Source organism: Polaromonas sp. 39-63-25 (assembly GCF_002278925.1).
Classification (GTDB): Bacteria; Pseudomonadota; Gammaproteobacteria; order Burkholderiales; family Burkholderiaceae_C; genus Polaromonas.
The window spans coordinates 223,561-238,094 of the sequence record NZ_NCJH01000006.1; the positions used below are offsets into that span (position 1 = coordinate 223,561).

Here is a 14,534-nt window from a genome sequence, read left to right on the forward strand (position 1 = left end):
TTGATCCCTGTCCACACCCGTTTGGGACAAAGGCGAAATTCTAGAAAGCAGGCGCTGCCTTGTCACGCTGGAAGCCGGGCAATAAGTCACAGCAACCCCTGTTGGCGAAGGCAACTATTTACATCCGCTGCGTCTGGCGAATGCCGGACCACCGCCCTGGCGGGCGGGAACAGCGGGGCGCCCCGTTCAACGCTATGCTTGCCGGGTGAGCGCCTCTCTCCCGTCCAACCCTTCCAGCCCGTCCAGAATCCGCCGCATTGCGCACCTCGACATGGATGCCTTTTTTGCATCCATCGAGCTGCTGCGTTACCCGCAGCTCAAGGGCCTGCCGGTGGTCATAGGCGGCGGCCGCCGCAAGGTGGACGAAGCGCTGATGGCCGCGCAGGGCGAACGTGCGTTGCGCTTCATCCCGGTCGCGGAGTTCCCGCTGCTCAAGGACTATGTGGGCCGCGGCGTCATCACCACCGCGACCTATGCCGCACGCCAGTTCGGCGTGGGCTCGGCCATGGGCATGATGAAGGCCGCCAAACTGTGCCCGCAGGCCATCGTGCTGCCGGTGGATTTTGACGAGGTGCGCAAGTACTCGCGGCTGTTCAAGAGCACCATCACCGACATCGCGCCGCTGATGGAGGACCGCGGCGTCGACGAGGTCTACATCGACTTCACCGACGTGCCCGGCGGCCAGCGCGAGGGCGGGCGTGTGCTGGCGCGCCTGATCCAGAAACAGATTCTCGAGAAAACCGGCCTGTCCTGTTCGGTCGGCGTGGCGCCCAACAAGCTGCTCGCCAAGATGGCCAGCGAATTCAACAAGCCCAAGGGCATCTCGGTTGTTTATGAAGCGGACCTGCAGGAAAAAATCTGGCCGCTCAATGTGCGCAAGATCAACGGCATCGGCCCCAAGGCCGGCGAAAAACTGGCGGCGCTGGCCATCCACACCATCGGCGAACTGGCTGCCCAGGAGCCGGCCTTCCTGATCCGGCATTTCGGCAAGGCCACCGGCGCCTGGATGCACGAGGCCGCCTGGGGCCGCGACGAGCGGCCGGTGGTCACCGAAAGCGAACCGGTGTCCATCAGCCGCGAAACCACCTTCGAGCGCGACCTGCATGCGGTGCGCGACCGCGCGGAGCTGGGCGCCATTTTCACCAGCCTCTGCGAGAAGCTGGCCGACGACCTGCAGCGCAAGGGCTACGTCGGGAAAACCATAGGTATCAAGCTGCGTTACGACAACTTCAAGAGTGTGACGCGCGACCAGACGATAGAGGCCTACACCGCCGACGCCAGGACCATACGCCACACCGCCGGCCTGTGCCTCAAGCGCGTCCCGCTGGACAAGCGCCTGCGCCTGCTGGGCGTGCGCGTGGGCACGCTGCTCAAGGCAGGCACATCGGCCGAGGCTCAACACATTGAATCAAAAACGGCAGCGACCCTTGGCCCTGTTGCGCAAACCGCTATTGATTCGATAGCGACTATTGACCAGCTCTTCTGAGGCCTGACGGAGCAGCGACGGCAAGGTGATCGCCCCGGGGCCCTCCCTGATGAGGAAAACCGTCTCGCCGTTGATGTACAGCAACAACAGCAGACATGCCGTGGCGGAAAATTTCGACCACGACTAGCCAGCAGATCCGGGCACAGAATCCCCGATCAGCCCGAGCGGACGAAACCAGGAAGCTCCCATGAAGAACCGTATACGCAGGGCGCAGTCCAGCGCGACAGACCCGTCTGAAGCCGTGCGCGAATTTCACGCTGCAGTGGCGCAACCGGACATGGTGCTGGTGATGTTCTTCTGTTCCAGCCAGTACGATCTCGATCTTCTGGCCGCCGAGATGGACAGGCTGTTCGCCGGCGTCCAGGTCGTCGGCTGCACCACGGCGGGCGAAATGGGCCCCACGGGTTGCCGAGATCACAGCCTTTCCGGGGCAAGTTTTCCTGCTGACAGCTTTGTTGCCGCGAGTGGTCGCATCGATCATTTGCAGCAATTCGAACTGGCCACGGGTCAGGCTTTCGCCCAGGAGGTATTGCAAGGGCTGGAAAAACATGCGCCGCAGGCCAATGCCGCCAACAGTTTCGCATTGCTGCTGATCGACGGTTTGTCCGTGCGCGAAGAGCCGGTCACGCAGGCCTTGCAAAATGCCCTGGAAAGCCGCCCGTTGGTGGGCGGCTCGGCGGGTGACGGCATGAATTTCGGCAAAACGCAGGTGTATTTCGAGGGGCATTTTCACGCAGACAGCGCCGTCCTGGTGCTGGTCACCACGCCTTTGCCCTTCCAGACATTCAAGATCCAGCATGTCGTTCCCACGGACCAGCGGGTCGTGGTCACGCAGGCCGATGCCGCACAAAGGATAGTCAGGGAAATCGACGGCTGGCCAGCCGCGCAGGCTTATGCCCGGCTGGTCGGAGTGGACGCGCAGAATCTGGACCCGATGCGCTTTGCAGCGTCGCCGGTGGTGGTCGTGATTGACGGCACGAATTACGTACGCTCGATCCAGAAGGCCAACCCCGACGGCAGCCTGACTTTTTTCTGCGCCATCGAGGAAGGTGTGGTCCTGCGTGTGGCGCGCGGCGTGGACCTGGTCGAGAATCTGGAGCACGCCTTCGCCCGGATCCAGGCCGTCATCGGCCCGCCGCAATTAATTCTCGGCTTCGACTGCATCCTGCGCAAGCTGGAAATCGCCCAAAGCGGACTGGTTGATCGTGTCGAAGCGGTATTCCTCTCCAACAAGGTCATCGGCTTTAACAGCTACGGGGAACAGTACCAGGGCGTCCATGTCAACCAGACGCTGACCGGTATTGCCATCGGCGAGGCTGTCAATGGCTGAGCCCGGCCCACCTCCCGCCCCGAATCAGCCGGACGGACCGACCGAGGTCGCCCGGCTCAACAAGATCATCCAGGCGTTGATGGATCGCGCCGAACGCAACACCAGTGCCCATGTGTCCGATTTCACCGCGTTCCAGACAACGATCATGCTGACGGAGCGGGTACGCCGCCGCACCGAGCAGCTGGAAGCGGCACTGCGCGACAACGAGAAAGCCAACCGCATCCTGCGCGCATCCGAGGAAAAATTCCACGGACTGGCGAACCAATCTTTGACCGGCATTGTCATTGTCGAAGACGGGAAGTTCAGCTACTCCAATGGCAAATTCAATGAAATCTTCGGCTACAGCGCCGAAGAAGTGCGGCAACTGGGACCGCTCGATCTCACCATCGAGTCTGATCGCCCGCTCGTGGCAGAACGTTTTCGCAAGCTGCTCGGTGGTGAAATGAACCAACTTACCCTCACGATCGGGGGGCTGCGCAAGAATGGCACCGAAGTGGACATCGAAGTTCACGGCAGTCTCATGGCATCCGGCGGAACGCTCCAAACCATTGCCGTGATTCTCGACATCAGCGGTCGTCGGCAGGCCGAACAGGCCCTGGCATTCAAGAACACCATCCTGGCCACGCAGCAGGAGGTTTCGCAGGACGCGATCCTGGTGGTCGATGCGCAGGGGAAAATCATTTCCTACAACCGCCGCTTCATCAATTTATGGGCGCTTGCGCCAGATGTGGTGGCAGCTGGCGTGGACGAGCCGGTGCTGCAGCAGGTCGTCGCCCAGGTGCAGGACCCGGAGGCCTTCCTTGCCCGCGTCGTCTATCTGTACGAACACGTCACAGAGGAAAGCCGCGAGGAACTCGCACTCAAGGACGGCAGAATCCTGGACCGCTACTCCGCGCCAATGACAGGCGCGGACGGCACCTACTATGGGCGGGTCTGGCATTTCCGCGACATCACCGAACGCAAGCAGGCCGAGAAGCAGATCCGCGATGAACGCGCCTTCTCCAACAAGCTGATCGCCAGCCTGCCGGACATATTCTGCGTTTTCGACAGCACAGGACGATTTATCCACTGGAACATCAGGCTCAGGAGGCTGCTGGGCCGGTCGAATGCAGAAATGTCGCAGGCCAACATTTTTTCCATCGTGCATGAGGGGGATCGGGCCAGAGCCAAAGAGAAAATCCAGGCCGTTTTCCAGCAGGGCGAGGCCGCCATCGAGGTGCGGGTCAGCGCCTTGCGCGGGATCCGGGACTATGCAGTGACAGCGACCAGAACTGAAACCTCGCAGGGTGTGCTTGTCATTGCCATCGGCAGCGACATCACCGAACGCAAGCACGCCGAGCTGGAACTGCAGAGACTGCAGGAACAACTTCGCGATCAGTCCGTGCATGATTCGCTGACCGGCCTCTACAACCGCCGTTACCTGGAGGAAATGTTCGCCCGCGAACTGATTCTGGCTGAGCGCCAGGGGCATCCCGTCAGCGTGATCATGGGTGATCTCGACCATTTCAAACGGGTCAATGACGCCCACGGTCATCTTGCCGGGGACGAGGTATTGCGGGTCTTCGGCGCGCTGATGAAACGCCACGCGCGCGGCAGCGACATCTGCTGCCGCTACGGCGGCGAGGAGTTCCTGCTGGTTCTGCCCGGGACATCCACAGAAAACGCCGTCGAGCGTGCCGAGCAGCTGCGTTTGGCACTGGCGGCCGCGCCAGTCACCTTTGGCGCCGCACAGATCGCGGTGACCGCCTCCTTCGGCGTTGCGACTTTTCCGCGCAACGGCCGCACCAGCGACGACCTGATCGCCGCCGCCGATGCAGCGCTGTACTCGGCCAAGTCGGCCGGCCGCAACCGCGTCAGCGTCAGTCCCGCGCCTGCAGGCGGCGGCGCAGGCGCCTGAGGGAAACCCAGGTACAGGAAGTCGTGCCTGCCTGCAGGCGGTCCGAATCCCGACAATGACCGGAGAAAATGAAAATGCCTCTTCCTGCTGCCGACAGGCTCCCCACCCCGCCCCCTGCATCACCGCGCGCGCCGACCGGCTTGAATTGGCCCGCGCCGCACCACATGCGGATCATCGACCCCGGCGCAGACTCAGAACCTGAGCGCGGCCTGGTCACGCTGGCAGACGGAAACAAGCTTTTCGGCACGGTCCTTCGGATCGACTTCGACGCCGGCGTGGTCGAATTCCAGCCGGAAGCGGGGCCATGCCGCCTGCTGACTTTTCAGTCCTTCCGCAGCTTGAGTCTTGCCCGCACGGTTGCGCTTGAGCGCATCCCGCTCGCGGTTCCCCCCGGCGCCATCGAGGCCAAACCTTCGGACGAAAAGGGCGCGTGCATGGTCGTATTCAAGGACGGCTCCGTTCTCGAAGTCGACGTGGTGTCCGTTCTTCCCCGCAGGTCGGGCTTGTTCCTTTTTGTCGCCGACTATGCAGAAGAGGTTCTGCGATGGTTTGTCCCGGCCGAACTGGTGGCGACCTACCGCATCGAAGAGCCCCTTGGGCAGGCTCTGATCAACAACCATGCGCTTTCAGGAGAAGCCCTGGAAGCAGGGTTGCGAATGCAGCAATTGCTCAAGACCAAGAAGATCGGCGACTACCTCGCCGAGGCCGGCTTTGTGACGCGCGAGGATCTTGAAGTCGCCCTCAGGCAACAGGCCACCATGCCGCGTCGCAAGCTCGGAGAGGTTCTGATCCAGGACAAACTCGTTACCCAGCAGCAGCTCGATACCGCGCTCGGCCAACAGGCCGTTGACCGCCACAAGCTGCTCGGCGAGATTCTTGTCGAGATGGGAGCGGTGACCCGCGAGGCGATCCGCAAGGTGCTGGTCGGCCAGCTCGGTGTGCCCTCTGTGAACCTGGCGAGGTTTCAGTACGACCCGAACGCCATCAAGGCCGTCTCCCCCGACCTCGCGCGCAAGTACCTCGTGATGCCCCTGTATCGCACGGACAAGAGAATCGCGGTAGGCATCGAGAATCCCCTGTCGTGGGAGGCACTGCACGAGCTCGAATTTTTCACCGGACTCAAGGTCGATCCAGTCATGGCGGCGCGAGAAGATCTGCAGGCGGCCATCGCGCAGTTTTATGACAGCGCAATCGATAGCGAGAAGATCGCTCAGCTGGTCGTGAAGCTTGGAAAAGAGAGCCTGACCGTGGAGCGAACCAAGGAGGAAGATGTCACCGAGTCGGACAATACGCTCGTGCGGCTGGTCAACAAGATGATCATGGACGCCTATGACCAGGGCGCCTCGGACATCCATATCGAATCGCGGGCAGGCGGCCTGCCGAGCCGGGTCCGGTTCCGTGTCGACGGTGTCCTGGCACCGTACATTGACATTCCGTCGAACTTCCGCGCCGCACTGGTCTCGCGCCTCAAGATCATGAGCGAACTCGACATTTCGGAGCATAGGCGGCCGCAAGACGGCCGGATCCGCTTCGAGGATTTCGGTCCCCGGACCATGGAGTTGCGCGTGATCATGATGCCCACGGCGAACGGCATGGAGGACGTGGTCATGCGCATCCTCGCGGCACCACGCGCCATGTCCATGGACCAGCTCGCGCTGTCGCCTCGCGACCTTGCAGAGCTGAAGGCGATCTCGAACAGGTCTTTCGGCCTGCTGTTCGTCTGTGGGCCCACCGGGTCGGGCAAGACCACGACGCTGCATTCGCTGCTCAGCCAGATCAATACGCCCCAGCGCAAGATCTGGACGGTCGAGGATCCGATCGAGATCAGCCAGGACGGTCTGTGCCAAGTCCAGGTCAACCCGAAGCTCGGCCTGACCTTTCCCGAGGTGCTGCGCAGCTTCCTGCGGGCCGATCCGGACGTGATCATGGTGGGAGAGACGCGTGATCCGGAGACGGCCCGCACGGTGATCGCCGCTTCGCTCACGGGCCACCTCGTGCTTTCGACGATGCACACCAACAGCGCTGTCGAAAGCATCGTGCGGCTGCTGGATTTCGGACTCGACCCCTTCAACTTCTCCGATGCGCTGCTGGGCGTTGTAGGGCAGCGCCTCGTGCGCCGCCTGTGCACGACCTGCCGCAGGCCGCATCTTGCTGCACCCGAGGAAATCGACGCGCTCGCGCATGAATACTGCCGCGATGTGAAGCGGAACCCATCCGATGTCGCCGGTCGCTGGCGCTCACGTTATGGAGGCAGCGATGGAACGCTGACGCTTTATTCGGCGGTCGGATGTCCGACCTGTGACCATAGCGGCTACAAGGGACGCATGGGGGTGTACGAGCTGCTCGTCGCCTCACCAGTCATCAAGGCCAGAATCCAGACACGGGCAACGTCCGCGGAGATCCTGCATGAAGCGACGGAAGGCGGCATGACGACGCTGGAGCAGGATGCGATTGAAAAGATCCTGCAAGGGCATCTGGACTTCAAACAGGTGCAGGCCAGCTGCCGATAGCTTTTTTGCAAGCGCAAACCGTCAGCCGCCGGACACCGCGCCGCAGCAAACCACTGTGAGCGCCGCACCCGGCAAGACCACCCTGCAACTGGGCGTGGTGCCGCGACGGCGCCGGATTTAGCCCCCTGTTAACGCCGGCTAACGCCTTCTGCCAGATCCCCCAGCGGCGCAAGATCGGACGCATAAACGCGGTCACGAAGGCGCAACTCCTGGGCTTTCTCTTTCTGCCAGGCGGCCTCGAAGGCCGCCAACTCCTCGGCCCCTGCACGCTCATGCCGGGGGCGCGGCGGCGGCAGGGCCGGCGCCGTGGCGTCGGCACCGAACTCAGCGTCCGGCCGGCTGGGCTCGAACCCCTGTATCTGGTCGTTGACTCGCCAGTACACGCCGCTCACCAGGATGCCATAACGCGCGGCTGCATTTTTGCCGATGGCCATGCCCAGGGCGACCAGTTGCGCGGGACAGCCCTTGCGGTTGTGCATGAAGTCGGTGGACAGATCCATCATCACGGAGTACATGTGGCCGCGCCTGTCGTTGCGCACCACGCGGAAGCGGTAGCTTGCCGACAGGATGCCGTGGGCCTGCATGGTGATCCTGATGGCTTCATACAACATCTCGCGCCGGAACTCCATGCGCTCCTCAAGGTTCATCTTGACAGGCGCAGTCTCCGGCCCGGCGGGTGCGGACTTTGAACGCTTTCCCGGGGTGAATAAATTTTTGAGTGCAGACATACCGATATCAGGGGAAAGTGGCGGTGAAGAAAACAAAGTCTGCGGCGCAGCCTTCCTTGATGCGCTTGCCCGCGTCAGCCTGAGCTGTGCAGCCGCGCGCTTGGGCATTGCCGCCTTCGGTGTGGAGGCGCTGTTCGCTGGTGACGCCGAGCGCGGCGGACACGGGCGGGCGTGCCTCTGCGGGCCCAGCCCGTGGGGAAGCGCAAGCGCCGAGCAAGCCCGCACAATGCACCGCCAGAACCATGCCGGAGCCGGAAAGCGGTGTTGCGAGAACAGATGTCATGACAATCTCCTGAAAAAAGTGAATGTGCAGACGGACAAGCCGGCCGACCGGAAATGTGGCTCGGCGCCATGACATGTGGCCGCCCTGCCTATCCGTGACAAACGTTGCGTTTGACCAACCGGATGCAGGAATCCAGACTTTTTTTCGCCAAACCGGGTGCTTGCCGCCATGGCAGAACTCCCTATACTCAGCCGCATGAAACCGGACACCCCCAGCCTGGAAGCGTTGATTGCAGCTGCGGCGCAGGGCGACCACGCCTGCTTCGCCGAAGTCTATGAACGGACGCACCTGCATCTGTTCGGGGTTGCCGTTCGTATATTGGGTCAAGGACAGGCGGCCGAAGATGTGCTGCAAGAGGCGTATGTGAGTATCTGGAAAAGTGCCGGCAGCTACCGCAGCGAGGTAGGCGGGCAAACCATTCAAGCCATGACATGGCTGATCGCCATCGTGCGCAACAAGGCGCTGGACGCCTTGCGCGTCCGCACACGCCGCCGAGAAAGCGAGCTGCCCGAGTCGGGCGACGTCGATGAAGACGATGTCCAGTCCGTTGGCAACCCGGTGCCCAGCGCCATGCACTTGCTTGAACAGGCCAGCCAGGCCCTGCACATCGAAGGCTGCATGAGTGCGCTCGACGGCAGCTACCGGCAAAGCCTGGCCCTGGCGTATTACCAGGGCTTGAGCCATACCGAAGTGGCCGCGCAAATGGGCGCGCCGCTGGGCTCGGTGAAAGCCTGGATACGGCGCGGGCTCGAAAAGCTCAAGGGCTGCCTGGCCGCGCAGGGGGTGGTGGCATGAGATATACCAGCCCCGACCTGCTCGAACACCTGGCGTCATCGTATGTACTCGGCACGCTGACAGGCGGCGCGCGCCGCCGCTTTGAACGCCTGCAGCGCGACCGCGCCGATGTGCGCGTGCGCGTCACGCAGTGGGAGTCGCGGCTGGGCCAGCTCGCTGTGTCGGTGCCGGTGCACCAACCCTCGCCCAGGGTGTGGACCGCGATCGCGGCGCGCACGCAAACGGCCAGGCCGCCACACGCAGCGCAGGCCAAAGCCGGCTGGCTGGGCTGGCTCAAACCCGCGGGCTTTGGTTTAGGTGGCCTCGCCGCCGGTGTGATGGCTGCCAGCGTTTTGTTTGTGATGGCACCGGGCCTCTTCATGTCCAGCGACCAGATCGCCATGCGCACCGGCGAAAAACTGCCGCAGAGTTATGTGGGCCTGCTGACCGATGCCCAGGGCAACGGCAAGCTGCTGGTCAGCTCGCTGCGCCACGGCAGAACCATGACGGTCAAGGTCATCGGCCCGATCACGCCGCCGGCTGGGGGCACGCTGGTGCTGTGGGCGGTGCCGGCCAGCGGTCCGGCCTTTGCATTGGGGTCCGTGCCCACCAGCGGCTCGGCGGTATCCATGCTTCCCGACACCTCCGAGAAACTGCTGTCCAAGGTCGGCAAGCTGGTGGTGACGCTGGAAACGAATGCGGCAGTTGCCGCCCCGAGTGGACCCGTGGTGTTCAGCGGCAATTGCGCGAAATTGTGGTGAACTGAAAAGTACGGATTCGAAGCCTGGAACGCTTGTGACCGTTTCCTCGTTTGCAGATTGCCGTGGCCCGATGACAAATAATTTCAATCCGCCTTGCATCCGTTTCGCGGTTTCCCTCGTTTGTCCTAGGTGCTGAATCACAGCGCACGTCAACAACCGATATTTCAAAGGAGCCCGACATGAACACACTGACCCTTCGCCAATTCCTCGCCCTGCCCATCCTGGGCTTCGTCCTGGCCGGCGCTGCACTGGCCGCCGACTTCCAGGCCACCCCTGTGGAAAACGCACGCCTTGACGACTTTGCCACCGGCAAAAAAGCCCTGGAAGCCAAAAAATGGGCCGAGGCTGCCAGCAGCTTCAGCAAAGTCGTCGCGCAGAACCCGAAAAACGCCGACGCCTACAACTACCTCGGTTATTCGAACCGCTGGCTGGGCAAATACGACGAGGCCTTTGCCGCCTACAACAAGGCGCTGACGCTGGATCCGAAACACCGCGGCGCGCTGGAATACTCGGGCATTGCCTACTTGAAGACCGGCCAGAAAGCCCAGGCCGAAGCCCAGCTTGCCAAGCTGCAGGCCATCTGCGGCAGCTGTGAAGAAACCACAGACCTGGCCAAAGCCATCGCGGCTGCCAAGTAGGGCCTGTTCACCCCGCCGGGCCGCAACAGACCGGGGGCGTTGACACAAGCTTTCTTGAAACTTACATTGAAGCCTCTGCACGGAGGCTTTATGGCGCACCCTTCAACTTCCCCGGAAAGCTGGCACCCTACCCTGGCGGGGCTGCAGCGCATCAAGCAGTGGCACCTGGACCATCAAGGCAGCCATCCGCTGGAGCACCAGCTCTGGGACGCCGTGCTGACGCTGTGGGTCATGGGCTGGGTCGGCTGGTTGCCGGCCTTTGCGCTGGACATCCCGCTGGCCTACCCCTTGTGCCTGCTCGGCATGCTTGCGCCGCAGCTGTATGTGCGCTGGCGGGCGCGCGCCCATACCCGCGGCCGTCTCAGGTGTGACTGGCTGGAACTGGTGCACTGAATTACAGTGACAGGCATGAACCCACTGACCTGCTTCACCCTTTCCACCACCGACCACATCGCCCACCTGGTGCTCAATCGCCCCGAGGCGATGAACACCATGCACCCGACCTTCTGGCGCGAGCTCGATGAGGTGCTCACCCACATCCACAAGGCCGGCGATGCGCGTGTGCTGGTGATCTCCAGCACCGGCAAACATTTCAGCGCCGGCATGGCGCTGGAGACCTTCAGCGGCGCCATTGCGATGGACGACCAGAGCCCCGAAGGCCGCGCCGCCATTTTCGACATGCTGGCCGACATGCAGGCCACCTTCACCAAACTCGAGACCCTGCGCATCCCGGTGATCGCCGCCATCCAGGGCGGCTGCATAGGCGGCGCGGTGGACATGGTGACCGCCTGCTGCCTGCGTTACGCGACAAGCGATGCATTTTTCTGCATCCAGGAAATCAACATCGGCATGGTCGCCGATGTCGGCACGCTGCAGCGCCTGCCCAAGCTGGTGCCGCTGGCCGTGGTCAAGGAGCTGGCCTACACCGGACGCCGGCTCGGCGCAGCCAGGGCGCTGGGTTACGGCCTGGTCAACGAGGTGTTCGATTCGCCCGAAGCCCTGCTGGCCGGCGCGCTGTTGTGCGCGAAGGAAATTGCCAGCAAGCCGCCGGTGGCCATCTGGGGCACCAAGCAGGCCATCCACTACACGCGTGACCATTCGGTGGACGACGCGCTCAAACAAATGGGCTGGCTGCAGGGCGCGATCTGGAGCAACCAGCATGTGCGTGAGGCCGTGACGGCCATGAAGGAAAAACGCGCAGGCGGGTTCGCAGGCCTGTCACCGCTCCAGAGTTTCAAGGAAATCGGGCTCTAGCCCATAGTGGGCGGGCGCAAGCAGCTATTGATTACATAGCAAAAGTGACAGATATTGTCATCCCGGACTCGATCCGGGATCCATCGCGGCATGACGCGGGGGTGACGAGTTAACGTGGCATGGATTGCGGATCAGGTCCGCAATGACAGCCCCCAAGCCTACTGCCGCGCCGTGCGGATATTCGGCGGCAAGGCCTGCGGATAACTCGTGCGGAACGGGTTGATGTCCAGCCCGCCGCGCCGTGTGTAACGCGCGTACACCGACAGCTTGAGCGGCCGGCAGCGCGTCCAGATGTCCATGAAGATGCGCTCGACACACTGTTCGTGAAACTCGTTGTGGTTGCGAAAACTCACGATGTACTGCAGCAGGCCTTCCTGGTCGATCGGCGCGCCCGAATAAATGATCTGCACGCTGCCCCAGTCCGGCTGGCCGGTGACCAGGCAGTTGCTTTTCAGCAGGTTGGACACCAGGGTTTCGGTGACCGGTGGCTCTTCATGGTCGGCAAACAGCAGCTCGGGCGCCGGTGTGTAATGCTGGCACTCCACGTCGAGCCGGTCCAGGTTCAGGCCGTCGAGTTCATGCACGGGCTCCTGGTCGAACAGCTCAGGCCCCAGCGTCTTGACGCCCACGCCGGCACCGACCGCGGCGTTGAGGTCGGCGCGGATGCGCTCGCGCACTTCGCGTGCATCCGCAAAACGCGTGTTGTTGAAGCTGTTGAGGTAGAGCTTGAAGGACTTGCTCTCGACAATGTTCGGCGACTCGCAGGGCACGGTGATGTGGGCCAGCGCCACCTGCGGCTTGCCGCGCAGGTTCAGCCAGCTCAGCTCGAACACGGTCCACATGTCGGCCCCGAAAAAAGGCAGGTTCTCGCCCAGGCCCAGCTCCTCGCGCTTGACGGCGCGGGGGATGGGAAACAGCAGCGAAGCGTCGTACTGGTCGATGTAGGGCGTCGGCTTGCCCAGTTGGGACTGGTCGGGGGTATTCATGGTGTGGCCTGTACGGCATCAAGGTGGGGAATCAGTGGCTCCAGCAGACGCTGGACCACACCGTCGGGCAGGTCGTGGCCCATGCCTTCAATGCCTATCAGCCGGGCGCCTTGAATGCGCCGCGCCGTGTCCTCGCCGCAGGCAAACGGCACCAGCGGGTCGGCCTTGCCGTGCACCACCAGGGCCGGCAAACGCAGGGCCGCCAGTTCCGCGGCACGGCGGCCGTCGGCGACGATGGCCATCATCTGGCGCGTCACGCCGGCCGGATGAAAGCTCCGTTCGGAGGCCGCCAGGATGCGCGAGCGCAGTTCCGCGTCGTCCACCGGAAACCCCGGGCTGCCGATGGCCTTGAACAGCTTGACGTAATGATCCACGATGGAGGACAGGTCCTTGCCGGCCGGCCGGCTCAGCAGCACCCGCAGGACATGCGGTTCGGCCTGCGGCAGGCCGCGCGCGCCGCTGGAGCTCATGATGCTGGTCAGGCTCAGCACACGCGCCGGCGCGGCCAGCGCCACGCGCTGCGCAATCATGCCGCCCATGCTGACACCGACCACATGCGCCTTGTTGATCTGCAGCGCGTCAAGCACGGCCAGCGCATCGGCCGCCATGTCGTGCAGCGAATAGGGCGACTTCACGGGAAGGCCCAGCTTGTACTTGAGGCTTTCCCAGACCAGGTTGGGCTGGCCCAGGTGGTCGAACTTCTGCGACAGGCCGATGTCGCGGTTGTCCAGGCGGATCACGCGGTAACCGGCGTCGACCAGCGCCTGCATCATGGCCGGTGGCCAGGCCACCAGTTGCATGCCCAGGCCCATGATCAGCAGCACCGCCGGACGCGGCTTCGCGCCGCTGCCGGGACCCGAATCCTCGACTTCGATGTTTATGCCGTTTGCTTTTATTTTCATCTGGTGATTATGTCCACCTCTGCCGGAACGCGGTAGACGGATGCCCCCAGCAGGGGCCGCGGAACTGGCTTTGCCAGGCCGCAGGGGCCGTCCCCTGCAAGGGGAGAGTAGGCTACACGAAGTGAGCCTCAACAGGGGTGTTAAACAAATTCATGTTCGCGCAGCCATTTGGTGGCCACCCATTTTTCGCCGACCAGCACCGGCGCGCCGCCATGCAAGGTCAGCGTGGAGGCATCGGGCTGGTCGTAGCTGAAAAAAACCGCATGACCGCGCTGCGGCACCACTTCCAGCCCGATGTCGGGAAACACCGTGGCGCCGCCGGCTTCGGGCTCGCCCAGGTAAAGAATCAGGGTGCCCACCCGCTGGCCGCCGCGCTCCAGGATGGACGCCGTGCCGGGCTCGGCGGGATCGAAATAATCGTGGTGCGGCTTGTACTCGGCGCCCGGCAGGTACTGCAGCACCTGCAGGCCTTCGCCGTTTTCCAGCGGCCAGTCCAGCAGCCGGGCGATACGCGCCTCGATGCGGCTGACCAGCTCGTTTTCGCCGCGCGTGAAAAACATGCCGCGGCTGGTGCGGTCGTCATTGAGTTCCTCGCCACCGGTCTTGACCGCCACGGTCAGCGAACGCGACAGGCGCGGCCTGGCGGCCTGCATCAGCGCGTCACATTCGTCGTCACTGAGCAGGTTGCCGAACAGCACGATGTGCGGCTGGCTCATCTGCATCAGCACATCGACCTGCCGGTCGCCGGCGTCCAGCCGCAGCGCCGCACCGATGGCAGGCCGCGGCACCGGCACGCCGGAAGGCGCTTGCAGGGTCTCGGCCATCACCTCGCGTGCCACGTCCGCCAGCCAGCCCGACTTGCGCAGGGCCTTCAGGATGGTGGGCGCCGTGTGGCCCAGGGCGGCCTGGGCACGCACCCAGGCCTGCACCTCGGGCGTCACATGCTGGGGCTGGACCTCGTAGTCGCGCATGGTGGACACAGGAC

General features: G+C 63.3%; 14 protein-coding genes. 9 read left to right on the forward strand and 5 right to left on the reverse strand.

Annotation, left to right across the window (positions count from 1 at the left end; translation table 11 throughout):
- Window positions 1-271: 271 nt before the first annotated feature.
- From dinB to B7X65_RS07610, 4 genes are all read left to right on the forward strand, one after another.
- Complete coding sequence (gene dinB, locus B7X65_RS07595) at window positions 272-1,486, forward strand: DNA polymerase IV (RefSeq protein ID WP_293594101.1); 1,215 nt, start codon at window positions 272-274, stop codon at window positions 1,484-1,486.
- 187 nt (window positions 1,487-1,673) lie between these two features.
- On the forward strand, window positions 1,674-2,816 hold the full coding sequence (nosP, locus tag B7X65_RS07600) for a nitric oxide-sensing protein NosP (RefSeq protein WP_293593684.1): 1,143 nt from the start codon (window positions 1,674-1,676) through the stop codon (window positions 2,814-2,816).
- A complete protein-coding gene (locus B7X65_RS07605; RefSeq protein WP_293593685.1) occupies window positions 2,809-4,713 on the forward strand; it encodes a sensor domain-containing diguanylate cyclase in 1,905 nt (634 codons plus the stop codon). The genes nosP and B7X65_RS07605 overlap by 8 nt, the downstream gene beginning before the upstream one ends.
- Window positions 4,714-4,781: 68 nt before the next feature.
- Window positions 4,782-7,223 carry a type II/IV secretion system protein gene (locus tag B7X65_RS07610; RefSeq protein WP_293593686.1) on the forward strand — a complete coding sequence of 814 codons (2,442 nt, stop codon included), beginning with the start codon at window positions 4,782-4,784 and terminating at the stop codon, window positions 7,221-7,223.
- Between the two features lie 128 nt (window positions 7,224-7,351).
- On the opposite strand, the gene B7X65_RS07615 is transcribed toward B7X65_RS07610, so the two are convergent.
- Window positions 7,352-7,951, reverse strand: coding sequence for a hypothetical protein (locus tag B7X65_RS07615; protein WP_293593687.1), 600 nt, complete (start codon window positions 7,949-7,951; stop codon window positions 7,352-7,354).
- A gap of 7 nt (window positions 7,952-7,958) precedes the next feature.
- Window positions 7,959-8,234 (reverse strand): hypothetical protein, encoded by a 276-nt coding sequence (locus tag B7X65_RS07620; protein WP_293593688.1) that lies wholly within the window; start codon window positions 8,232-8,234, stop codon window positions 7,959-7,961.
- A gap of 195 nt (window positions 8,235-8,429) precedes the next feature.
- Here B7X65_RS07620 and B7X65_RS07625 point away from each other — a divergent pair, with 195 nt between their 5' ends.
- The 5 genes from B7X65_RS07625 (at window position 8,430) to B7X65_RS07645 (ending at window position 11,661) form a co-directional block, all read left to right on the forward strand.
- Window positions 8,430-9,029: a sigma-70 family RNA polymerase sigma factor gene (locus tag B7X65_RS07625; RefSeq protein WP_293593689.1), complete on the forward strand. Its 600-nt coding sequence runs from the start codon at window positions 8,430-8,432 to the stop codon at window positions 9,027-9,029.
- Entirely contained in the window at window positions 9,026-9,769 is a 744-nt protein-coding gene (locus B7X65_RS07630; RefSeq protein ID WP_293593690.1) for an anti-sigma factor, read from the forward strand. The genes B7X65_RS07625 and B7X65_RS07630 overlap by 4 nt, the downstream gene beginning before the upstream one ends.
- Before the next feature lie 179 nt (window positions 9,770-9,948).
- On the forward strand, window positions 9,949-10,407 hold the full coding sequence (locus B7X65_RS07635) for a tetratricopeptide repeat protein (RefSeq protein ID WP_293593691.1): 459 nt from the start codon (window positions 9,949-9,951) through the stop codon (window positions 10,405-10,407).
- A 90-nt stretch (window positions 10,408-10,497) separates the two neighbouring features.
- Window positions 10,498-10,800 carry a hypothetical protein gene (locus B7X65_RS07640; RefSeq protein ID WP_293593692.1) on the forward strand — a complete coding sequence of 101 codons (303 nt, stop codon included), beginning with the start codon at window positions 10,498-10,500 and terminating at the stop codon, window positions 10,798-10,800.
- Between the two features lie 15 nt (window positions 10,801-10,815).
- Window positions 10,816-11,661: an enoyl-CoA hydratase-related protein gene (locus B7X65_RS07645; RefSeq protein WP_293593693.1), complete on the forward strand. Its 846-nt coding sequence runs from the start codon at window positions 10,816-10,818 to the stop codon at window positions 11,659-11,661.
- Between the two features lie 158 nt (window positions 11,662-11,819).
- Here B7X65_RS07645 and queF read toward each other — a convergent pair whose 3' ends face one another.
- From queF to B7X65_RS07660, 3 genes are all read right to left on the reverse strand, one after another.
- Window positions 11,820-12,647, reverse strand: a complete 828-nt coding sequence (gene queF, locus B7X65_RS07650; RefSeq protein ID WP_293593694.1) for an NADPH-dependent 7-cyano-7-deazaguanine reductase QueF — start codon at window positions 12,645-12,647, stop codon at window positions 11,820-11,822.
- Window positions 12,644-13,549: an alpha/beta hydrolase gene (locus B7X65_RS07655; protein ID WP_293593695.1), complete on the reverse strand. Its 906-nt coding sequence runs from the start codon at window positions 13,547-13,549 to the stop codon at window positions 12,644-12,646. The genes queF and B7X65_RS07655 overlap by 4 nt, the downstream gene beginning before the upstream one ends.
- Window positions 13,550-13,689: 140 nt before the next feature.
- The gene (locus B7X65_RS07660; protein ID WP_293593696.1) at window positions 13,690-14,520 is read right to left on the reverse strand and encodes a 2OG-Fe(II) oxygenase; all 831 of its coding nucleotides are present in this window, start codon (window positions 14,518-14,520) and stop codon (window positions 13,690-13,692) included.
- Window positions 14,521-14,534: the final 14 nt, after the last annotated feature.